This window comes from Thermopolyspora sp. NPDC052614 (assembly GCF_040678635.1).
GTDB lineage: Bacteria > Actinomycetota > Actinomycetes > Streptosporangiales > Streptosporangiaceae > Thermopolyspora.
The window spans coordinates 256,605-277,339 of sequence record NZ_JBFATZ010000007.1; the positions used below are offsets into that span (position 1 = coordinate 256,605).

20 protein-coding genes are annotated in these 20,735 nt (G+C 73.2%); 12 read left to right on the forward strand and 8 right to left on the reverse strand.

The features are described 5' to 3' along the window. Positions 1 to 65 precede the first annotated feature (65 nt). A complete protein-coding gene (locus tag AB0K60_RS17945; protein WP_364055466.1) occupies positions 66 to 950 on the reverse strand; it encodes an NAD(P)-dependent oxidoreductase in 885 nt (294 codons plus the stop codon). A 229-nt stretch (positions 951 to 1,179) separates the two neighbouring features. Here AB0K60_RS17945 and AB0K60_RS17950 point away from each other — a divergent pair, with 229 nt between their 5' ends. Together AB0K60_RS17950 and AB0K60_RS17955 are read left to right on the forward strand one after the other, a co-directional pair. Further along, the gene (locus tag AB0K60_RS17950) at positions 1,180 to 2,175 is read left to right on the forward strand and encodes a LacI family DNA-binding transcriptional regulator (RefSeq protein WP_364055469.1); all 996 of its coding nucleotides are present in this window, start codon (positions 1,180 to 1,182) and stop codon (positions 2,173 to 2,175) included. After that, positions 2,147 to 3,157, forward strand: a complete 1,011-nt coding sequence (locus AB0K60_RS17955; protein WP_364055472.1) for an aldose epimerase family protein — start codon at positions 2,147 to 2,149, stop codon at positions 3,155 to 3,157. Before AB0K60_RS17950 ends, AB0K60_RS17955 begins: the two co-directional genes overlap by 29 nt. A gap of 59 nt (positions 3,158 to 3,216) precedes the next feature. On the opposite strand, the gene AB0K60_RS17960 is transcribed toward AB0K60_RS17955, so the two are convergent. Continuing rightward, the gene (locus AB0K60_RS17960; RefSeq protein WP_364055475.1) at positions 3,217 to 4,143 is read right to left on the reverse strand and encodes an endonuclease/exonuclease/phosphatase family protein; all 927 of its coding nucleotides are present in this window, start codon (positions 4,141 to 4,143) and stop codon (positions 3,217 to 3,219) included. Positions 4,144 to 4,447: 304 nt separating this feature from the next. Between AB0K60_RS17960 and AB0K60_RS17965 the strand changes: the two genes are divergently transcribed. The 6 genes from AB0K60_RS17965 (at position 4,448) to AB0K60_RS17990 (ending at position 10,107) form a co-directional block, all read left to right on the forward strand. Beyond that, on the forward strand, positions 4,448 to 5,794 hold the full coding sequence (locus tag AB0K60_RS17965; protein WP_364055478.1) for an MFS transporter: 1,347 nt from the start codon (positions 4,448 to 4,450) through the stop codon (positions 5,792 to 5,794). A gap of 249 nt (positions 5,795 to 6,043) precedes the next feature. Further along, positions 6,044 to 7,666 carry a histidine kinase gene (locus tag AB0K60_RS17970; protein WP_364055481.1) on the forward strand — a complete coding sequence of 541 codons (1,623 nt, stop codon included), beginning with the start codon at positions 6,044 to 6,046 and terminating at the stop codon, positions 7,664 to 7,666. Further along, positions 7,663 to 8,343 (forward strand): response regulator transcription factor, encoded by a 681-nt coding sequence (locus AB0K60_RS17975; protein WP_364055484.1) that lies wholly within the window; start codon positions 7,663 to 7,665, stop codon positions 8,341 to 8,343. The genes AB0K60_RS17970 and AB0K60_RS17975 overlap by 4 nt, the downstream gene beginning before the upstream one ends. Before the next feature lie 80 nt (positions 8,344 to 8,423). After that, complete coding sequence (locus AB0K60_RS17980; protein WP_364055487.1) at positions 8,424 to 8,729, forward strand: hypothetical protein; 306 nt, start codon at positions 8,424 to 8,426, stop codon at positions 8,727 to 8,729. A gap of 291 nt (positions 8,730 to 9,020) precedes the next feature. Continuing rightward, entirely contained in the window at positions 9,021 to 9,728 is a 708-nt protein-coding gene (locus tag AB0K60_RS17985) for an alpha/beta hydrolase (protein WP_364055490.1), read from the forward strand. A gap of 97 nt (positions 9,729 to 9,825) precedes the next feature. Next, on the forward strand, positions 9,826 to 10,107 hold the full coding sequence (locus tag AB0K60_RS17990; protein WP_364055493.1) for a muconolactone Delta-isomerase family protein: 282 nt from the start codon (positions 9,826 to 9,828) through the stop codon (positions 10,105 to 10,107). Positions 10,108 to 10,111: 4 nt separating this feature from the next. Here the strand turns inward: AB0K60_RS17990 and AB0K60_RS17995 are convergent, their stop codons facing one another. Beyond that, complete coding sequence (locus tag AB0K60_RS17995) at positions 10,112 to 10,594, reverse strand: MerR family transcriptional regulator (RefSeq protein WP_364055496.1); 483 nt, start codon at positions 10,592 to 10,594, stop codon at positions 10,112 to 10,114. A gap of 76 nt (positions 10,595 to 10,670) precedes the next feature. Between AB0K60_RS17995 and AB0K60_RS18000 the strand changes: the two genes are divergently transcribed. Next, positions 10,671 to 12,278: an MFS transporter gene (locus AB0K60_RS18000; protein WP_364055499.1), complete on the forward strand. Its 1,608-nt coding sequence runs from the start codon at positions 10,671 to 10,673 to the stop codon at positions 12,276 to 12,278. Positions 12,279 to 12,654: 376 nt separating this feature from the next. Here the strand turns inward: AB0K60_RS18000 and AB0K60_RS18005 are convergent, their stop codons facing one another. Together AB0K60_RS18005 and AB0K60_RS18010 are read right to left on the reverse strand one after the other, a co-directional pair. Continuing rightward, entirely contained in the window at positions 12,655 to 12,837 is a 183-nt protein-coding gene (locus AB0K60_RS18005; RefSeq protein WP_364055503.1) for a hypothetical protein, read from the reverse strand. Positions 12,838 to 13,075: 238 nt separating this feature from the next. Beyond that, positions 13,076 to 14,080, reverse strand: coding sequence for a TerC family protein (locus AB0K60_RS18010; RefSeq protein ID WP_364055506.1), 1,005 nt, complete (start codon positions 14,078 to 14,080; stop codon positions 13,076 to 13,078). Positions 14,081 to 14,511: 431 nt separating this feature from the next. On the opposite strand from AB0K60_RS18010, the gene AB0K60_RS18015 reads away from it, so the two are divergent. The 3 genes from AB0K60_RS18015 to AB0K60_RS18025 are packed head-to-tail and all read left to right on the forward strand — an operon-like array spanning position 14,512 to position 19,074. After that, a complete protein-coding gene (locus tag AB0K60_RS18015) occupies positions 14,512 to 15,177 on the forward strand; it encodes an ATP-binding cassette domain-containing protein (RefSeq protein ID WP_364055509.1) in 666 nt (221 codons plus the stop codon). A 13-nt stretch (positions 15,178 to 15,190) separates the two neighbouring features. Beyond that, positions 15,191 to 16,003 (forward strand): ATP-binding cassette domain-containing protein, encoded by an 813-nt coding sequence (locus AB0K60_RS18020; protein ID WP_364055512.1) that lies wholly within the window; start codon positions 15,191 to 15,193, stop codon positions 16,001 to 16,003. Next, positions 16,000 to 19,074, forward strand: a complete 3,075-nt coding sequence (locus AB0K60_RS18025; protein ID WP_364055515.1) for an FtsX-like permease family protein — start codon at positions 16,000 to 16,002, stop codon at positions 19,072 to 19,074. Before AB0K60_RS18020 ends, AB0K60_RS18025 begins: the two co-directional genes overlap by 4 nt. 355 nt (positions 19,075 to 19,429) lie before the next feature. Here the strand turns inward: AB0K60_RS18025 and hypB are convergent, their stop codons facing one another. From hypB to AB0K60_RS18040, 3 genes are read right to left on the reverse strand one after another with little or no spacing between them, the layout of a single operon-like run. Continuing rightward, complete coding sequence (hypB, locus tag AB0K60_RS18030) at positions 19,430 to 20,185, reverse strand: hydrogenase nickel incorporation protein HypB (RefSeq protein ID WP_364055518.1); 756 nt, start codon at positions 20,183 to 20,185, stop codon at positions 19,430 to 19,432. After that, positions 20,182 to 20,310 (reverse strand): hypothetical protein, encoded by a 129-nt coding sequence (locus AB0K60_RS18035; RefSeq protein ID WP_364055521.1) that lies wholly within the window; start codon positions 20,308 to 20,310, stop codon positions 20,182 to 20,184. Before AB0K60_RS18035 ends, hypB begins: the two co-directional genes overlap by 4 nt. Positions 20,311 to 20,346: 36 nt before the next feature. After that, the gene (locus AB0K60_RS18040) at positions 20,347 to 20,685 is read right to left on the reverse strand and encodes a hydrogenase maturation nickel metallochaperone HypA (protein ID WP_364055524.1); all 339 of its coding nucleotides are present in this window, start codon (positions 20,683 to 20,685) and stop codon (positions 20,347 to 20,349) included. Between the last annotated feature and the right edge of the window lie 50 nt (positions 20,686 to 20,735).

Consider the following 20,735-nt stretch of genomic DNA (forward strand, 5'->3'; position numbering starts at 1 on the left):
GGCCGCGTGGGCGGCGCGGGCGGCGCGGCCTGTGCGATCGCGGGCGTCGCGCACGGTCGCGCCGATCAGATCGTCAGCTCGGTACGCCAGCTCCGCTTGGCCGTCCAGCCGAGCAGGCGCTCGGCCTTGGCGGAGGAGAACGCCGGGCTGGTGCCGGTCAGGCCGTCGGCGAGGCCGGCGGTGGACGGCAGGACGCGGGGGAGCAGTTCGGCCAGCGGCTCGCGGGCCAGCGCGTCGGCCGCGCCGGCGAAGAACACCTCGCCGTTGGGCAACTCGGGCAGCCTGTCGAGCAGGGCGGCGATCATCTCGGCCGCGTCCCGGGCGTCGATGTAGTTGAACAGCGAGACCCCGGCGATCTCGGGCCGGTCCAGCCGCTCGGCGATGGTGTGGCCGGACTGGGTGGGGGCCCCGGCCCACTCCTCGGGCGACACCACGAAGCAGGGCCGCACCGCGGCGAACCGCGTCGCCGAGGAGCGCGCGCAGGAGGCCATCACCTGCTCGGCGACGAGCTTGGAGACGCCGTAGGCGTTCCACGGCTCGGTGGGGTGCTCCTCGTCGATGGGCAGGTACCGGGGGGCCCAGCCGGACGGCGCGCCGTACCCGATCACGGTGGGGCTGCTGGCGACCACGACGCGGGGCACGCCGACGGCGGCGGCGGCCTGGCAGGCGTTGAAGGCGAGCTGGGTGTTGGTGCGAAAGGTCAGCCCGTCGGAGCGGGCGAAGGGGGTGGCGATCGCCGCCAGGTGGACGACGGAGTCGGGGCGGAAGCGGGTCATCACCTCGTACGCCTCGCCGAGGTCGGTCAGGTCGGCGGGCAGGGTGGCGGCGGCCTCCGCCGGGGTGCCCGGCGCCAGGTCGACGCCGATCACCTCGTGGCCGGACTGCGCCAGCGAGGCGACGACGCTGCGGCCGAGCCGTCCGGCGCTACCGGTCACCACAATCCGTGCCATCGGGTATTCACGTCTCCCTGGGTATTGGACAGCAACCGGTTGCAAAAAGTATCAAGGCCTTCCGGCGGGACGTCAAGCGGCCCGGTCGCCGTCGGCCGGGCATGTCGGCCATGATTGACCAGATGGGGCTACAACCTCCGGCGTTCCGGCGGGCCGGGGTGAGGGCAACCGCCTCACGCAAACGGTTGCACTAATATTTCGGGATCGGGGGAGATAAGGAGGGGCGAACGTGGCGGTGACGATACGTGACGTGGCCCGGGCCTCCGGGGTGCACGTCTCCACGGTGTCGCGTGCCTTCTCCGCGCCGCACCTGGTCAACGCCGACACCCGCACGCGGGTCCTGGCGGTCGCCGAGGGCCTAGGGTACCGGCCCAACCGGGCCGCGCGGGCGCTGACCACCGGGCGTACCCACAACATCGGCCTGATCGTGGCCGACATCTCCAATCCGTTCTTCCCGCCGCTGATCAAGGCGGCGCAGGCGCAGGCCAGGGCTCGCGACTACCACGTGTTCGTCGCCGACACCGACGAGGATCCGCAGGTGGAGGAGGAGCTCATCCAGACCCTGTCCAAGCAGGTCGACGGCGTGCTGCTGTGCAGCCCCCGGCTGTCGAACCGGGCGATCGAGCGCCTGCGCGAGGACGTCCCCTTCGTCGTGGTCAACCGCCGCATCCGGGGCATGCCCACCGTGCTGATGGACGTCGGCCACGGCGCCCGCCGCGCCATCGAGCACCTGGCCGGGCTCGGCCACCGTAGGATCGCGCTGGTCTCCGGGCCCAGCGGCTCGTGGACCGGCGGGCGGATGCGCCAGGCGGCCACCGCGGTCCGCGGCGTCGAGGTGATCGTCCTCGGCCCCAACGCCCCCACCGAGCAGGGCGGCCAGGCCGCGGCCGACGAGGTGATCGCCTCGGGGGCCACGGGCGTGCTCGCCTACAACGACCTGGTCGCCATCGGCCTGATCGAGGGCCTGTACGAGCGTGGGGTGCGCGTTCCCGCCGACCTCAGCGTGATCGGCGTGGACGACATCGGCGCCGGGCGGCTCAACCGGCCCAAGCTCACCACGATCGCCATGCCCACGGCCGCCGCCGGGCGCCTGGCCGTCGACATGCTGCTGCAGTCGGTCGGCGACCAGGCCGCCCCCACCGTCGCCAGCCTGGAGACCGCCCTGGTGGTCCGCGAATCAACGGGAGAGGTACGCAGTGATCTTCGGCACCACGCCGTCGGGTGAAACCGTTTTCCGTCACGTCCTGGCGAACGGTCGGCTGCGCGCCGCCGTCCTCACCTACGGCGCGATCCTGCAGTCGCTGGAGGTGGACGGGGTGAACGTGGTGCTCGGCTGCGCCTCCCTGGCGGACTACCTGACCCGGAGCCGCTATTTCGGCGCGGTCGTCGGCCGGTACGGCAACCGCATCGCGGGCGGGCGCTTCACGCTCGACGGGCGCGAGTACCGGCTGCCGATCAACGACGGGCCCAACAGCCTGCACGGCGGCGCCGAGGGCTTCGACAAGCGGGTGTGGCGGGCCGAGTCCGTCACCGGCTCGTCGATCACCCTCACGCTGGTCAGCCCGGACGGGGACCAGGGCTACCCGGGGACGCTGACCGCCCAGGTCGCCTACACCCTCACGGCCGACGCCCTGCGCATCGAGTACCGCGCCACCACCGACGCCCCCACGGTGCTCAACCTCACCAACCACTCCTACTTCAACCTCGCCGGGGTCGATGGGAACGCCGACCCCGGCGAGGGGCGACCCGACGGCCGGTCCAGCATCGGCGGCTCACCCGGTGGCCCGGGGATCCTCGGCCACATCCTGCGCATGGACGCGCCCCGCTATCTCCCCGTCGACGCCACCAAGATCCCCACAGGCGAGCTCGCCCCCGTCAAGGGCACCGACTTCGACTTCACCACCCCCCACGCCATCGGCGACCGCAGGAACGGCGCCTACGACCACTGCTTCGTGCTCGAAGGCCCCGTCACCGTGACCGACCCGCTCAGCGGGCGCGTCATGGAGGTCACCACCACCGAGCCCGGCGTCCAGTTCTACGCCGGCGGCATGCTCGACCCGGCCGCCACCCCGTACGGCCCGCACGCCGGTCTCTGCCTGGAGACCCAGCACTTCCCGGATTCCCCGAACAGACCCGGCTTCCCCTCCACCGTGCTGCTGCCCGGCGAGGAGTTCCGCTCCACCACGGAGTATCGCTTCCCGGCCTGACCCGCCGCCGCGCGCGAAAGGCCGCGAAAGGCCGCAAAAAGAAGGCCGGGCGGAGGGGCTCAGAGGGCCACGCGCAGGTAGAGGGGGCGGTGGTCGGACTGGTAGGTGGAGTCGGGAAGGTGGCAGGCGCGGATGGTGCCCTTGGCGGCGAAGAGGTAGTCGAGCTTCTTGCGCGCGCCGTTGCCGCTGTAGGTCCACCGGCCGGTGCGGGCCGTACCGGCCTGGTCGCACTCGGCGTAAACGCGGTACGCGGGGGCGGCGGCGAGAAGGCCGCCGGGCGCCCCGGCGCCGCCGTCCGGCGGCGCGACGTTCAGATCGCCGCCCACCACGACCCGGTAACCCGGCTTGGCGGCATAGCGCAAGAGCTGCTCGATCTGCCGGGTCCGGTACGGCGCGCCCGGCTGACGATCGTCATAGGCGGTGCCCGCCGACAGGTGCGCGCCGCAGGCGTGGATCCGCCTGGCCGGGATCGTGACGCACTGCGCGGCCCGCTTGACGTACCAGGGCGGGGCGTCGAGCGGCAGCGTGTCGAAGGTGACCGCGTGCTCGGGCTCGGCGACCGCGACGGCGATGCTCTGGGCGCCCCGGGAACGCCCGGACTGGTCCGGGCGGCAGGCGTAGGGCCGGCCGTCGGCCGAGGTGAGCGCCCACGACCGCACGCTCCACTCCCGGCCGGTGGCCCGCTCCAGCCACAGCTCCAGGGGCCGCGCCGCCTCGGTGCAGAACTCCTGCAAAAACACGATGTCGGCCCGGATCGGCCCGCCGATCACGCGCCGCCCGACGTGCTCGGCGAGCCGCTGCCCGTCGGCCCGGTACAGGCCGCACACCGGGTTGGTGGCCGTGCAGACGTTCCACGTCATGACCGACAGCTCCGCCCGCGCGGGCGCGGCGGGGGTCCAGATCGCCAGCGCGGCGACCACCGCGAGCAGCGTTCCCGCGATCAGCAACCGCCACGGCAGGAGCCGGAGGGCGGGCGGCCGCATCATCGGCCCCCGGCGGCGCCGTTCACCGGCCCGCGTGCGCGACGACGGCGCGGAACGGCCCGCGGAGAACGGGAACCCGCGGCCCGCCGGGCGCGACGGCACGTCCGGCCGGGCGGGTGGCGACCGTCCCGCGCCGGTGGCCGGGCTCGCCGGGCCGACCGGCCGCCGGACGAGAGCCGCGCGGAATAGATTTCCACTGTGCGAGAAGTTAGCAGACGCCGCCGAGGGCGGTGAATACCGGCGATCTTCTCTAAAGGGAACCGTCGCACATTCATCCGCCCGTACGGCATCGAGGGAGCATCCACGCGTGGCATTTGGCACCGGCACGGCGCCGGCATCGAGGCGAACCGTCTTCGCGGCCGCCTTCGTCGGCACGTCGATCGAGTCTTACGACTACTACATCTTCGGCACCGCCTCGGCGCTGGTCTTCGAAACGATCTTCTTCCCCCGGTTCGACGCGACCGCGGGCACCCTGGCCGCCTTCGCGACGTTCGCCGTGGGATTCCTCGCCCGCCCGATCGGCGCGGCGGTCGTCGGCCATTTCGGCGACCGCGTCGGGCGCACGCCGACGCTGATCGTCACCCTGTTGCTGATCGGCGGCTCGACCTTCCTCATCGGCGTGCTGCCCACGTACGCGGCCGTCGGCGTGGCGGCGCCCCTGCTCCTGGTCGTCCTTCGCGTCCTGCAGGGGTTCGGCGCCTCGGGCGAGTGGGGCGGCGCGATCCTCATCGCCACCGAGAGCGCCGGGCCCGGGCGCCGGGCGCTGTACGGCAGCTTCGCCCAGTTCGGCGTCCCGGTCGGGGTGCTCACCTCGAATCTGGCGTTCCTCGCCGTCTCCGGCATGAGCGACGACTCCTTCGAGGCGTACGGCTGGCGCATCCCCTTCCTGATCAGCATCGGGCTGGTGGTCTTCGGCCTCGTCATGCGCCGGCGGCTGTCGGAGTCGCCGGAGTTCGAGCGGATGAGGCGGGAGAACAGGATCGTCAAACTGCCCGTCAACGAACTGGTCGGCCGCGACCGGCGCAACCTCGTGTTGGGCGCGCTGGCGGCGATGGCGCCGCCCGCCCTCGGCTACACGGTGATCGTCTACATGCTCACGTACGGCACGCAGCAGGTCGGCTTCGAGCGGAGCACCCTGCTGACGCTGATCCTCTCCTCGACCGTGATCTGGATCGGCGCGATCTACGCGTCGGCGCGCGTCAGTGACCGCGTCGGCGCCAAGAAGGTGTACCTCGCCGGCGCGCTGTCCGCGGTGATCTGGCCGATCCCGATGTTCGCGCTGGTCAACACCGGCCGAGTGGCGATGGCGCTGCCGGCGTTCGTCGTCGCGGCGATCGTCCAGGGCGTCATGGCGGGGGCCCAGGGCGGCCTGTTCACCGAGATGTTCGACGTGCGGGTCCGCTACAGCGGCATCTCCATCGCCTACTCCGCGGGCGGCGTGATCGGCGGGGCGGTGACCCCGCTCGTCGCGGCCGCGCTGTTCAAGATCTACGAGACCTCCACCGCCGTGGCCCTCTACATCTCGGCCCTGTCCCTGATCAGCCTGGTTGCCGTGTCCGGCGTCCAGAAGGCGGGCGAGGCCGCGAGGTGGCCCTGGGACCCGGTGGTGCACCGGCTGCGCCTGACATTGCTGCCGTCGGGGCGCAAGCCCTGACCGACCCCTCCTGGCTTCCGACCACCCCTGACCGCCCCTGACCGCCCCTGACCGCCCCTGACCACCCCTGACCACCCCTGACCACCCCTGACCACCCCTGACCACGCGGTACGCGGCGCGGCGTCCGATCCGCCGAGACTTCCGTGTGGCGGGACGTCACATTCGTCCCCGCCACGGGCTGTAGTAGTCTGAGCCGCAGTCGGCCCAGGGCGGCCGACCTCGTTGATCAGGCAAGAGGTGGCAGGGCGAGTGGTTTCCACTGTCGGCGCCGCCCGTTCGCCGGGCAGCGTGGACGAGGCCGCGCTGAAGGCCTTGCTGGAGGTTTCCGGCGGAGGTCTGGCGGTGCTCGATGACAGGGGCCGTTTCCGCATGCTGAACCCCGCCGCCGTGCGCATCCTGGGCCGTCCGGCCGAGGAACTGCTCGGGCGGGCGAGCCCCTTCGACCTCGCCGCGCCCCTGGAGGGCGGTCACGCCTCCTGGCCGGTGCCGGACGGGCGCAAACGCGACCTCGAGTACCGCGTGGCCCCCATCGGGGGCACCGGTTACGCGGTGTGGTTCGGCGACGTGACCGACACCCTGCGCCAGCAGGAGCGCCTCACCGCGATCGTGCGGGCGGCCTCCAGCGTCGCCGACCTGTACTCGCTGCGCGCGACCCTGGACGCGGTGGCGCACGAGGTCGTGATGACGGCGCACATCTCCGCCGTGCAGATCCTGGCGCTCGACGACCCCGAGGACGAGCTGCGCGTGCTCGGCATGGCGGGCTTCGGCGACGCGCGCGACTTCACCGACAAGCTCAGCGCGTGCCGCCGCCGCGGCGCCCGGGTCCGCTTCATGGACGCCTACCGCACCCGGCGGCCGATCGTGGTCCCGCACCGCAAGCCGGCGATCATGGCCGATCCCCGGTGGAAGCCGCTGCACGAGATCATGGGCTATCCCGACTGGGACTGCTTCGTGGCGATGCCCCTGATGGTCCGCGGCCGCTGCGTCGGCGTGATCAACGCCTACTACGCGCCAGGGGAGGATCCGGGGCCGGGCTCGCTGGCCTTCCTGGAGGCGATGGCGGGGCACGCGGCGGTCGCCATCGACACCGCCGCGTTGCTGGCCGACACCCGTTCGCACGAGCGCCGCCGCCTCGCCAGGGACCTGCACGACTCGGTGGTGCAGCAGCTGTTCTCGATGCGGATGCAGGCCAAGGCGCTGCGCGCCCAGCTCGACCGCCCCGACCCCGACCTGGCCCTGGTGGGCCGGGGCGCGGAGGAACTGGCCGAGCTCACCCAGAGCGCCCTCGCCGACCTGCGCGGGCTCGTCTACGAGCTGCGCCCCCTCGATCTGGCCGAGCACGGCCTGGTGGACGCGGTGCGGGCGCACGCCGAAAGCCTGCAGGCGCGTACCGGCCTGTCCATCGAGGTGCGGGTGGCCGAGGGACTGCGGTTCGACGCCGCGCTCGACCAGCAGGAGGACCTCTATCGCATCGTCCAGGAGGCGCTGCACAACGTGGTCAAGCACGCCAACGCCAGCGAGGTCGTGATCCGCTTCGACCGGCTGCGGAACGCCGACGGCGACAGACGGCCCGTCGAGGACGGGATCGGCGAGCGGTGGCGTGACGATTGGGACAACGGCCTGTTGATCGAGGTCACCGACAACGGCGTGGGACTGGGCGGCGGTTCGCGCCGCCGAGCGGACGAGCTCGGCAGGCACACCCTCGGCCTGGTGTCGATGCGGGAGCGGGCGCAGCGGTGGGGCGGCCGGGTCGCCGCCGGTCCGCGCCCCGACCGCGGCTGGACGGTGGCCGTACGGCTCCCGGCCTCGCGCGCCCGGCGGTGGGACGGGACCGAGGACGGGCCGCGCGACGGATCGGAGAGCGTGCGTTGAGCGGGAACGAGACCCTGTCCGAGGTCATCCGCGTGATGATCGTGGACGACCACGCCATCATACGGCGCGGCCTGCAGGCCTACGTCGACACCGTGCCCTCGTTGCGGGTGGTCGGGGAGGCCGGCGACGGCCAGCAGGCCATCGCCCGGCTGCGGCAGTGGCAGACCATGGGCGAGCCGCTGCCCGACGTGGTGCTGATGGACCTGCAGATGCCGCGCATGGGCGGGGTGGAGGCGACCGCCGCGATCGTCCGGGCCCACCCGGAGGTGAAGGTCGTGGTGCTCACCAGCTTCGGCGAGGCCGAGCGGGTGCACGCGGCGCTGGCCGCCGGGGCCGCCGGCTACCTGCTCAAGGACGCCGACCCCGACGAGGTCGTCACCGCGATCCGCGCCGCGGCCGAGGGCGAGGTGCACCTGGACTCCGCCGTCGCCCGCCAGCTCACCCGGCGGATGGTCGCGCCCAACGTGGGCCTGTCCGCGCTCACCACGCGGGAACGGGAGATCCTCACGCTCGTCGCCCAGGGCTACTCCAACCGCGAGATCGCCGACCGCCTGGCCATCAGCGAGCGCACGGCCCGCACCCACGTCAGCAACGTCCTCAGCAAGCTGCAGCTCTCCTCCCGCACGCAGGCCGCCCTGCTCGCCATCAAGGAGGGCTTGATCCCTCCGCCGGGCTGATCGCGGCCACGGGCCGGAGGATCCGCCGACGCCGTGCGGGGGTGTGCTCGCCGGGCGCACCCGCCCCGGACGACCGCCGGGTGCGCGTCGAGGGGTCGCGTTTCGAGTTCGCCGAGCAGTACACCATCAAACTCGAAGGGGCCCGCGTCGCGGGCTACGAAACCCCCGACCGGGGCGAAGATGGGGCGGTCGACGTAGCGGCCGGCGTTGTCGGCGATCAGGCGGCGCAGGGACGGTGCCCAGGCGGCGTACTCGGCCAGGAGGAGGGCGCGGATGGCGGCGGTGTCGTCGATGGTGAGGCCGTTGCCGGCGTGCTCGGCGCGCCCCGATGCCCTCCCGCACGCGACGATGCACTCCGGCCGCCTGACCTGCCGCGACGATCGTGAGGACACGCCGGACGCGTACGACGGATGACGTAGCCGCCACCGGTCGCATCGCTCCCTTCACGGTTGACATCGGGACGATTCTCCGTACCGGACGGCTTCCTACGGTTGTTCGTGAGCGCGGCCACGGACCCACGTCCGGCCGCGTCACCCCGGCCCGGGGCGCGATGCCCGCGTCCGCGGAGCCGGGAATTATCGTGTTGGCGACGAGGAGACGTCCCGCTTCCGAGGCGACGGGCCGTGATCGAGGAGGACGTGGACGCCGGTGAGAGTGGCCGCGGAATGAGCGCTGAGTTGAGTACATTCGTCCTGGTTCACGGTGCCTGGCACGGCGGTTGGTGCTGGGATCGGGTGGCGCCGCATCTGCGCGCCGCCGGTCACGCCGTCCACACCCCAACCCTGACCGGATTGTCGGAGCGTGCCCACCTGCTGTCCCCGATGGTGGGGCTGGAGACGCACATCGAGGACGTCGTCCGGGTGCTGGACACGCTGGGCCTGACCGGCGTGACCCTGGTCGGGCACAGTTACGCCGGCCAGGTGATCACCGGCGTCGCCGACCGCCGCCCGAACGCGGTCGCCAAGCGCGTCTACCTGGACGCCTTCGTCGGCGAGGACGGCGAGGCGGCCCGGGAACTGCTCCCCGAGCGGGTCGAACACCACTGGGCCGACTCCGCGGCCGAGCGGGGCTTCGGCTGGCTGGTGCCGGTCCGGCCGCTGAAGGCGCTGGGCGTCACCGACCCCGCCGACCTGGAGTGGCTGACGCCCAAACTCACCCCGCATCCGTGGAAGACCTACACCGACCGGCTCCACCTGACCGGCGCGGTCGCGCAGGTCCCGGCCGCCTTCATCGAGTGCGTGAGCTGGATGCGGGTCTTCCAGGGGCAGGCCGACCGCGCCCGGGAGCGCGGCTGGCCGGTTTACGACCTGGACACCGGCCACGAGGCGATGGTGACCGCGCCCAAGGCGCTCGCCGAGCTGCTGCTGGAACTGGCCGCGGCCTGACGGCTAACCGGCGCCGCCGCCCTCACCCCGCGTACGGGCCCACCCGGGCACGCGATCGACCCGAGCCCCGACCAGGAGACCCCGACCAGGAGACGACGTGGAGTTTCTCGTCCGGACCGAGAACCGCATGCCCCCCGAGACCCCCGCCGAGCAGCGCGACCGCCTGCGCGCGGCCGAGCGCGCCCGCGCCCGGGAACTGCGGGAGTCCGGCATCCTCAAGCGGCTGTGGCGGGTGCCGGGCCGTACGGGGACGATCGGCCTGTACGAGGCGGCCGACGCCACCGAACTGCACGACGCCCTGATGTCGCTGCCGATGGCCCCCTGGATGGACATCACCGTCGAACCGCTCGCCACCCACCCCCAGGAGCGCGAAGCCTAGCCGATCACGGCGCGACCGGACCCGACGCGGGCCTCCCGGCCGCCTCTGCGCCGGATCGTCCGGCCGATCCGCCACGATCCCCTCGATCCTCCCGGTCCTCCCGGTCCTCTCGGTCCGGCGGAGACGTGACGCGGGCGCGTACGGCGTCGAGGTAGGCGCCGAGCTTGTCGCGGTTTCTGGCGAGGCAGCGGATGCGGCGGTCCATGAGCTCGCGTTGCTCCTCAAGGAGCGCGATGACCTCGGGATCGATGTCGGCCGGGTGGATCGTGCACGGGTCGTCAAGACACGGGAGGATCATCTTGACGGCCCTGATGGGCAGGCCGGACTCCAGCAGCCCGCGAATCTGCGTGACCCGGTCGATCACGCTCTCGTCGTAGTCGCGGTAGCCGTTGGCGGCGCGGCCGGGCGTGAGCAGTCCCTGCTCCTCGTAGTAGCGCAGCAGGCGCGCGGGAACGTTCGTACGCCGCGCCAGTTCGCCGATCCGCACCGCGATGTCCTTTCCCTATCGCCCTTGCCCTGCCGGCTTGACCTTCACAGTAGTGTGAGGGTTCGACCCTGTCGGCATGACCTGTGACAGTGGGATCGCCCCCACCGGGGCGGCATCCTCGCTAAGCGGTACGGAGGCGGGCCGCCCGGCGGCTGGCGTTTCGCGGGGTGCGCTCGCCGTGCCGTCGGTGGCGCAGTTCCTCCTCGCCCTCGACTACTCGATCATCTACGTCGCCCTGCCGAGCATCGCGCGGGACCTCGCGCTCGATCCCGCGCTCGCGCAGTGGGTGATCAGCGCGTACGCGGTGCCGTTCGCCGGGTTCCTGATGGCCGGTGGGAGACTGGCGGACCGGCTGGGGGTGCGGCGGCTGTTCATCGCGGCCATCACCCTGTTCGGGGCCGCCGGCGCCGTCGGCGGGCTCGCCGGGGGCGGCGGGGTGCTGCTCGCGGCGCGCGGCGCGCAGGGGTTCGCCGCCGCGCTGCTGCAACCGGCGGTGCTCGGGCTCATCGGCACCATGTTTCCGGCGGGACCGTCCCGCAGCAGGGCCCTGGCCGTGTGGGGGGCGGTCGGGGCGTCGGGGCTGGCCGCGGGCGCGATCCTCGGCGGCCTGCTCACCACCTCGTCCTGGCGGCTCACGTTCCTGATCAACGTGCCGCTCGCCCTCTGGTGCGCCCTGGCCGCCCGCGCACGCGTCGGCGGGCGACCCGGGCCGGAAAACGGCGTCCGGACCCAAGGGGACGCATGTCGGCCCGCTTCGCCGAGTCCGCATCAGCGTCGGCGGCGTTCGTGGTCCGGCCGGGGGCTCGCCCGGAAGGACCTTTGGGGACGTGGCTGGCGGGACGTCCGGGGAACCGGCGAATCCGGCCAATCCGGCGCCGCGCCGATACCGCTGCTGGCCTCCGTGCTTGGCACGACCGCCGCGCTGGCGATCGTCGGGGGACTCACCCTCGGCGCGCAGGCGGGCTGGAGCGCGCCGCCGACGCTGGGCACGCTGGCCGTCGGCCTGGTGGCGCTGGGCGCCTTCGCCGTGAACGAGGTCCGCTCACGCCACGTCCTGATCGAACGCGTGCTGCGCGGGACCCGGTCGCTCGGCATCGGCTCGGCGGCCGCCGCGCTCTACATGGCCAGCGTGGGTTCGGAGTTCTATCTGGTCACGTTGCTGCTGCAGGCGGCGAAGGGGTACGGGCCGCTCGCGGCGGGCCTGGCGTTCCTCCCGCTGGCCGCGATGGTCACGGCGGGCAGCATGGCCGCGGGCCGCGCGGTCCGGCGGCTGCCCGCGCACGCGGTGCTCGCGGCCGGGTTCGCCGTCGCCGCCGTCGGCCTGGGCTGGCTGGCAACGGCCCTGCACGGCGACTCCTACGCGGCCCACCTGCTGCCGGGTCTGGTGCTGAGCGGCGCGGGACACGGGGTGATCTACACCTCGATGTTCATCATCGGCACCGGCGAGGTCCCCGCCGAGCACCAGGGCACCGCCGGAGCGCTGATCACCACCTCCCAGTACCTGGCGGCCGCCCTCACCGTCGCCGCGCTCACGCTCGTCCTCGGCTCGGAGCCCGGCGACGACGCCTTCCGCGCGGCCTTCCTCGGCACCGCCGTGGCCGCGGCGGCGGGGGTCGCCCTGGCCCTCCTGGCGCACGGGCGTCGGCGGTGGCGAGGTCACGGCGACCGGGCGGGAACGCGGTGAAATATGCGCTTATGAAGATGTCTGTCCGGCTTGATTGTGGTTGGTGGCGATGTGGGCACCGTCGGGGAGGGATCGGCGAGATCGGCGGGCGAGATCGGGTTCGATCGGGCAGATTACGGGAAAAGGGCGGGGCAATCGGTGGTCCATCCGGGGGATGGTGAGGCAGGATGGAGGGAGGAACGACCTCCCCTGCTTGCGCCGGCCGCCGCACCACCCGATGCGGACGCCGGTGACCGGGCCGATAACCTGCTGTCTCAGCCTTCTCGATTTACAGGACGACGCTAATGACTGTTCAGTTGTGCGACCAATGCGGCCGGGTTCCGGTTGTGCAGGACCGCTCCGCCTACAGCGTTGAGCGCGGAAACTTGATCGTCCGTCATGGTTTCTGCACCTGCCGTCCGGCCGCGAACGCCGCGCCGACGCCCGCGCCCGCCGCGCGCACCGAGAACGAGCCGGAGATGACCGGCGCGATCCCCCAGTCCGTCGTCATGGACGCCTTGGAGGGCGCGGGAGCCCGGCACGGCCGGTAGCCCGCCGCCGACGCCAATGATCTTCGCATGATCGGCGTGCCGGGGGCAACTCCCCATCGGCGCGCCGCGATCCACCGCCTCACCGGCCGCCCGGTGCGGTGGCTTCGCCGTCGCGACGGCGGAGTCCCACGAGAAGGAGTCGGCGAGTAGGTCCCACGAGAACGGCACATCCTGTGCTACGCCGACCGCTTCGCGATGGTTCATCGGTAACGGCCGCTATGTCATCTCGCGCTCCGTCAATCCGTCCGCCGACGGCCGGCACGAACGCTACGCGCGGCGTTCCCCCTCCCGCTCCTTGCGGAGCTGCCGCAGCGAACCGGCGTGGGCCCGCTCCTCGGGGTGCCGCCGCGCCCGCCAGGCGCTCGCGGCCACCGTGACGATCAGGATCAGGAAGATCACACCCAGCGAGACCGGGGTGGGGATGTGCGGGATGGCCGCCGACACGTCCTCGTGCAGGAACAGCAGGATCAGCTTGACGCCGATGAAGGCGAGGATCAGCGACAGGCCGATCGACAGGTAGACCAGCCGCTCCAGCAGGCCCTCGATGAGGAAGTACAGCGCCCGCAGGCCCAGCAGCGCGAACGCGTTGGCGGCGAAGACGAGCAGCGGCTCCCGGGTGATCCCGAAGATCGCCGGGATGGAGTCCAGGGCGAACAGCAGGTCGGTGCTGCCGATGGCGGCGAAGACGAGGAACAGCGGCGTGATCATCCGCCTGCCCCCCTCCTGGACCGTCAGCCGCCCCTCCCGGAACCCCTCGGTGACCGGCACCAGCCGGCGGAGCACCTTGAGCAGGGGGTTGTCCTCGATGTCGGGGTCCTGGTCGTGGTGCCGCAGGAGCTGGATCGCCGTCCAGATCAGCAGCAGGCCGAACAGCAGGAAGGTGAACGAGAACGCCGACACGGCCGCCGCGCCCACCGCGATCAGCACCGAGCGCATCGCCAGCGCGACGATGATGCCGAACAGCAGCGCCTTCTGCTGGTGCTCCGGCGGCACCGCGAACCGGCCCATGATGATGACGAACACGAACAGGTTGTCCACCGACAGGCTCTTCTCCACCAGCCACCCGGCGATGAACTCGGTGGCGACATCGCCTCCCTTGACCGGCCACAGCGCCAGCCCGAAGGCGATCGCCACCGCGAAGTAGAAGGCCGACCAGAACACGGCCTCCCGCAGGCCCACCGCGTGCGGACGCCGTACGGCGACGAAGAAGTCGAGCGCGAGCAGCGCCAGCACGACGCCGATGACGACGACCCACGACCAGATGTCAAACACGCTCGGCACCCTCCGTCGAGCCGCCCGGTCCCGGGCGCGCCACACCTTCGCTTCCGCGCGGCGTCCCGGCCCACACCTCGCCGATCCCGCGCTCGCAACCGCTCAACGAAGAAGAGCGAAGAAAAGTTCGCGTATTCCGGTACCGGGTTGACCGCATCGGTCGTCGTCCTGACACGAACGTCGTCCTTTCGCCGCCGCGGGCCATGATCGGACCTCACGTACCCGGGCGGGCCCGTGACATGCCCGCGGCGCATGGCCGGTGCGGCGGTGACCGAAGGCGGCCGGGGACATCCGGCCCGAAACACCCCGATCCCCCTCCCCGAGGGTGAACGATTGTGATGCGTTCGTGACCATGATGTAGGCCGGCCCACACAAAGACGATCTGCACTGGGAGTCAAAACGGCCGTCACCCGCCACCGCCGGAGGCACGCATGCCCGAGCCCGCGCTGTCCTGCCACGCCCTGAGCTGCCGGGCGGGCGGCAGGGAGCTCGTCTCCGGACTCACGCTGCGGGTCCGCGCCGGCGAGCGGCTCGCCCTGATGGGGCCGTCGGGCTCCGGCAAGACCACCCTGCTCACCACCCTGGCCGGGCTGCTCCCACCGGCCTCGGGGCAGGTGCTGGTGCGCGGCGTCCCGCTCGCCGAGAATCCCGGCCTGCGCATGGAACTGGCCCTGGTCCTCCAGTCGTACGGCCTGCTCACCCTGCTCACCGCGGCGGAGAACATCGAGGTGGTGCTGCGCGCGGCCGGGCGCGACCCCCGCCGGGCGATGGCCGAGGCGGCCGCGCCGCTGGAGCGCCTGCGCCTGGCCCGGCACGCCGACCACCTCATCGAGGAGCTGTCCGGCGGCCAGCAGCAGCGGGTCGCGATCGCCCGCGCGCTCGCGCTGCGCCCCCGCGTGCTGCTCGCCGACGAGCCCACCGCCGAGCAGGACGCCGCGCACCGCGCGCTCGTGCTGGACGAGCTGACGGCCGCGGCCGACCGCGGCGCCGCGCTGATCATCGCCACGCACGACCCGGAGGTGGCCGAGCGGTGCGACCGGGTGATCGAGCTGCGCGCGGCGGGCGCCCGGGCGCACGGCTCGCCGGCGGGCCGGTGAAGGGGGCGGGCCGGTGACGGCGGCGGTGCACTGCCACGGCGTCGTGCAGATCTACAAGACGCGTGAGCTGGAGGTCGTCGCGCTGCGCGACGTGGACCTGGTGATCGAGCAGGGCGAGACGGTGGCGCTGCTCGGGCCGTCCGGGGCGGGCAAGTCCACGCTGCTGTGGCTGATGGCCGGGCTGCTGCGGCCGAGCGCCGGGCGGCTGCTGCTGCACGGCGCCGACGTCTCCCGGCTGCCGCAGGCCGCGCTCGACCGCATGCGCGCCACCGACATCGGCGTGGTGCTGCAGAACCCGGCCCGCAACCTCATCCCGTACGCCACCCCGGCGCAGAACGTGGCCTTCGCCCGGCAGCCGCGGCGGGCCGACCGGCGGCGAACCCGCGAGCTGCTGGAACGGGTGGGGCTCGGCGGCGTCAACCGGCCCGCCGGGGGACTGTCCGGGGGCGAGCAGCAGCGGCTCGCCGTCGCCGTGGCGCTCGCCAACCGGCCCCGGCTGCTCCTCGCCGACGAGCCCACCAGCCAGCTCGACGCCGCCTCCGGGCGCGCCGTCATCGACCTGATCCGGCAGGCCGCCGCGGAGGACGGGACCACCGTCGTCGCGGTCACCCACGATGAGGCCGTCAGCCGGGCGCTGGGCCGTACCGTCACCATCCGGGACGGGCGGGTCGGCGCGGAGGGGCGGCAGGGCGAGGACCTCGTGGTCGTCGGCCGCGAGGGGACCGTGCAGCTTCCGCCGGAGTTCCACGCGCTGCTGCCTGCGGGCAGCAGGGTCCGGGTGGAGGCCCTTGAGGACGGGGTCGCGCTGCGCCGGGTGGACCCGTGATCGCGCAAGTGATCGCCCCCTTGATGGCCCGGCTGTGCGCCGCCGTGGCGGGGCTCGCCCTGGGCGGCGGGCTGACGCTGCGCGGGCTGTGGGAGCGGCGGTGGCTGTCGCTGCTCGTGCTCGTCGTGGCGACGGTGCCGGTCGCGAGCGCCGCCGCCGGGCCGATCTTCGCCGACGCGGCGTCCACGGCGCTGGGGCGCGGCGCCGTCCAGGACGGCGCCGCGGTCGAGCGGCGCGGCTGGCGGCTCACCTCCGAGGGCGGCCAGGTGGCGGGCTCGGCCGCGGAACTCGCCGCGAGCGCCCCGTTCCTGCTGCCGCCCATCGACGGCATGGAGATCGTCGGCCCGGAGAGCGAGAGCCTGCGCAGCCACCTGCTGATCTGGCAGGACGGCCAGTGCGACCACGTCGTGCTGATCCGCGGACGCTGCCCGGCCGCCGGCCGGGAGATCATGGTGAGCGAGGCGAGCGGATTCCGGCTCGGCTCGACCGTGCGGCTCAACGTCCTCACCGAGGTCCCGCGGACCGGCGGCGACCGGCCGCGGCTCGCCCGGCTGCGGGTCGTGGGCGTCTACCGGCCCGGACGCGCCGACGACCCGTTCTGGTTCGGCCGCGTCATGTTCCCGCAGACGGCGGGGTTCGGCCAGGACAGGGGCGACCCGCTGTTCACCGTCCCGGAGACCGCCCGCGAGACGCGGACGCCCGGGAACGTCCCGTGGACCGCGACCGCGATCGTCCTGATCGACCCGGCCCGGTTCACCGCCGGAGGCGTCGCCGCGCTGGAGGCCGCCCACGCGCTCACCCAGCGCCTCGGGCCGGAGAACCTGCTGGTGTTCTCCCAGATCCCCGACCTGCTCGCCGAGCTGCGGGCGCAGGGCGACGGCATGGGCGTGCCGACCCTGCTGGTGATCGCGCAACTGGTCGCGCTCGGCTGGCTGCTGCTCTACCTCACCGTCCGCGACCTGGTGACCGCCCGGGGGCCGGAGATCGCCCTGGCCCGGCTGCGCGGGCACGGACGGCTGGGGGTGTGGCGGTTCGGCCTCGCCGAGCCGCTGGTGCTGCTGGCCGCCGCGTTCGCCGCCGGGCTCGCGCTCGCCGTGCGGGCCGCCCAGTTCGTGGCCGACCGCATGCTGCCGCAGGCGCAGGCGGTCACGCTGACCGCCGACGCGGTCCTGGCGGGCGCGGCGGTGCCGCTCGGCGGGGTGGTGGCCGCCGCCGTCGCGGCCCGGGCCATGGCCGTGCGGCCGATCACCGAGGAGTGGCGGCGCACGCCGCGCGGCCGGGCCCGCGGCTGGGTGACCGACGCGATCGTCCTCGCCGTCACCGGGATCGGGCTGTTCGAACTGCTCGACGGGGGCGTCATCACGCAGGCATCCGGGCAGCGGGCGAGTTCGCTGGCCGTGCCCGGCCTGCTGGCGGTCGCGGTGGCGCTGCTCGCCTGCCGGGCCGTGCCGTTCCTCGCCCGCCGGCTGTTCGGCCTGACCCGGCGGGCCGGGGGCGTCGGCGCCTTCCTGGCGCTGCGGCAGATCGCGCGGGGCCCCGCCACCGCCGGGAGCCTGATCGTGCTCGCGACCGCGTTCGGCATGGCCTCGTTCGCGGCGGCGGCCTCGGCGACGGTGTCGGGCAACTTCGAACGCGTCGCCCGCGCGCACAACGGCGCCGACAGCGTACTGACGATCAACGCCGAGAGCGTCGGCGGCGCGGCCGGGCTCGCCGAGGCGGTGGCGCGGGCCGACCCGACGGGCCGGGGCGCGGCGCCGGTGCTCGTCGTGCCCGGCCCGCCGAAGATGATCGCGATGGATCCGGAGCGATTCGCCCACGTCGCGAACTGGGATCCGGCGTGGGCCGCCGCGCCGCTCGCCGAGCTGACGGCGAAGCTGCGCGTCGGCGCCGCCCCCAGGATCCGCTTCAGCGGCGACCGGATCCGGTTGCGGCTGCGGCCGGTCGAGGTGCCGGAGAACTGGCGGGCGCGGCTGTTCCTCGACCTGCGCGTGCCGGGCGCGCCGAAGGGGGCGTCCCTTCCGCTCGGCGCCCCCGACCGGCGGGTGGCGGAGTGGCCGCTGCCCCGGGGCTGCCACACCGCGCCGTGCGAGCTGCGGGCGATCCGCGGCGACGTCTCCATCTTCGCGCCCGGCGAGCCCGCGTCCGACAACGTACGGCTCGACATCCTCGCCACCCGCGTCGAGGTGCGCAACCAGGGGCGCTGGCGCGTCCTCGACGCCGGATTCACCGACCCCGGCCGGTGGCGGGGCACCGCCGAGGCCGGCGAGCGGGGGCTCACGCTGTCCATGGCCGCGTACGGCGGGCTCAGGGCGGAGCCGGCCACCTACCCCGACCCGCTGCCCGTGCTCGCCAACGGGCCGCTGGTGAAGAACTTCTCGCCCGGCCTCGATCAGGCGTACCTGGTGAAGGGCCGCCCGGTGGCGGTCACCGCCGCGCTGCCCGGCCACGACGAGGTCGGCACGGTGGTGGACCTGGAGAGCGCCGATCGGGTCGCGTTGTCGATCGACCCCCGGGTGTCGTTCCAGGTGTGGGTGGCTCCGGGGCACCTGGAGGCCGTGCGGAAGGGGCTGGCCGCGCAGGGCATTCGCACGCCGGAGCCGCGGCGGGTGGCCGACCTGGTCGCCGGCTACCGCACTCAGGCCCCGGGCCTGGCGCTGATGCTGCTGCTGCCCGCGACGCTCGCCGCCGCCGCGCTCGCGCTCGGCCGCGCGGTGCTCGCCCTGTACACCGCGGCCCGGCGGCGACGGTACGAGCTGTCCGCGCTGGGGGCGGCCGGGGCCCGCACGAGCGCCCTGCGGGTGGCGCTGCTGCTGGAGCAGCTCATCACGCTCGTGGCGGGGACGGTGGCCGGGATGCTGGCGGGGGTCGTGGCCGCGCGGCTGGCGCTGCCGTACATTCCCGAGTTCGTCCGGCAGCCGGTCACTCCGCCGCTGATCTACGAGCCGGCCCTGGCGCCGCTCGCCGCCGTCATCGGCGCCGCCCTGCTCGCGGCGCTGCTCGCGGCGACGGTCACCGCCGAGATCCTGCTGCGCGGCATCCGCGTGGAGCGGTTGCGCCAGGCTCCCGCCTGATCGCGGGGCGGGGAGAAGAGCGGGATCTCGGAGGCCCCGGGCACGCGTCAGGTACGCGTCGGGAAGACGGGGATGCGTCCCAGCGGCCGGGGTTCGGTGGGCGCGAAGGCGTACCGACCATGTGCTGCCCGAGGCCGGGCGGGCTGGTTGGCGCGCGGATGTCCATGCGAGCGGCGCCACGGGCCGGGGTTCGGTGGGCGTGAAGGCGTACCGACATGTGCTGCCCGAGGCCGGGCGGGTTGGTCGGCGCGCGGACGTCCATGCGAGCGGCGCCACGGGCCGGGCGTGCGGGCACGCAAACTACCGCGCGAGTGCGGGGCCGTGGTGTTCGTCCGGTGCGTGCGGAACGCGGTGGTCAGGCGCCGTCCCGGGCGTGGGAGGCGACGGTGGTCAGCCAGGCGCACCATTCGTCCAGGCCGTGGCCGGTTCTGGCGCTGACCTCGATGGTGGCGGCGGAGGGGTTCACCGCGCGGAGGTTGGCGTAAAAGGCGTCGAGGTCGAAGTCGAGGTGGGGGAGCAGGTCGATTTTGTTGACGACGACCAGGTCCGCCGTGCGGAACATCACCGGGTATTTGAGGGGTTTCTCCTCGCCTTCGGTGATGGAGTAGACCATGGCGCGGGCGTGCTCGCCGACCACGAATTCGGCGGGGCACACGAGGTTTCCGACGTTTTCGATGACGACGAGGTCGAGTTCCTGCAAAGGCAGCCGGGGGAGCGCGGAACGGACCATGGGGGCGTCGAGATGACACTCGCCGCCGAAGCCGTTTCCGGTGTTGACCAGGGCGATCGCGGCGCCGAACCCTTCGAGGCGGTCGGCGTCGAGGCTGGTTTCGATGTCGCCTTCGATGATGCCGATCCGGTGCTGGTCGTGCAGCCGGCGCAGGGTTTCGCGCAGCAGCGTGGTCTTTCCCGCGCCGGGCGAGGACATCAGGTTCACGACCGTGACCTCGGCGGCGTCGAAATCGGCGCGGTTGGCGTCGGCCGTCTGCTCGTTCTCGCCGAAAATGCGTTCCAGGACGCTGACCCGTTCGGCTCCGGTCTCGTATCCGGAATGGTCGCCGATTTCCGCGCCGATATCGGCTCCGAGCGCGATGACCGAGGAAGGCGTCACCTTTCGGTCGTGGGCGAATTCGTGCCCGTGTCCGTGGCCGTGCTCTTCTCCGTGCCCGTGATCGTGCCCGTGATCGTGCCCGTGATCGTGTACGTGATCGTGTACGTGATCGTGCGGGTGGTCATGCGTGTGGTCGTCGTGCCGGTGGAAACGTCCCATGCTCATGCCTCCGCGAGTTCCAGCGAGGTGATCAGGAATTCCTCCCCCGCGACGATCGTCACCCGCGTGCCTCCGCAGCCTCCGCAGCGGAGCACGGGCGCCGACAGCGTCTCGGTGTGGTCGCACTCGTCGCAGCGGATCCGCGCCGGGATGCTCTCCACCTGCAGCTCCGCCCCGTCCAGCGGGGTGTCCTGGACGACCAGGGACCAGCAGTAGACGAGGGTGTCGGGGACGATCTGGCGCAGATGACCGACGCGGACGTTCACCGTCCGCACCGGCCGGTCGCCGACGTGTTTGGCGACGATGCCGGCGATCGAGCGGCAGATCGACAGTTCGTGCACGGCCGGCCCCCTCACGTCCTTGCGGGTGCGCGCCGACGTTACCTTGTGGG

Coding starts and splice junctions, on each gene's coding strand:
- AB0K60_RS17945 (WP_364055466.1), bottom strand. CDS start 950: ATGGCACGGATTGTGGTGACCGGTAGCGCCGGACGGCTCGGCCGCAGC.
- AB0K60_RS17960 (WP_364055475.1), bottom strand. CDS start 4,143: ATGATGCGGCCGCCCGCCCTCCGGCTCCTGCCGTGGCGGTTGCTGATC.
- AB0K60_RS18000 (WP_364055499.1), top strand. CDS start 10,671: ATGACCTGTGACAGTGGGATCGCCCCCACCGGGGCGGCATCCTCGCTA.
- AB0K60_RS18005 (WP_364055503.1), bottom strand. CDS start 12,837: ATGCGAAGATCATTGGCGTCGGCGGCGGGCTACCGGCCGTGCCGGGCT.
- AB0K60_RS18015 (WP_364055509.1), top strand. CDS start 14,512: ATGCCCGAGCCCGCGCTGTCCTGCCACGCCCTGAGCTGCCGGGCGGGC.
- AB0K60_RS18035 (WP_364055521.1), bottom strand. CDS start 20,310: ATGACCACCCGCACGATCACGTACACGATCACGTACACGATCACGGGC.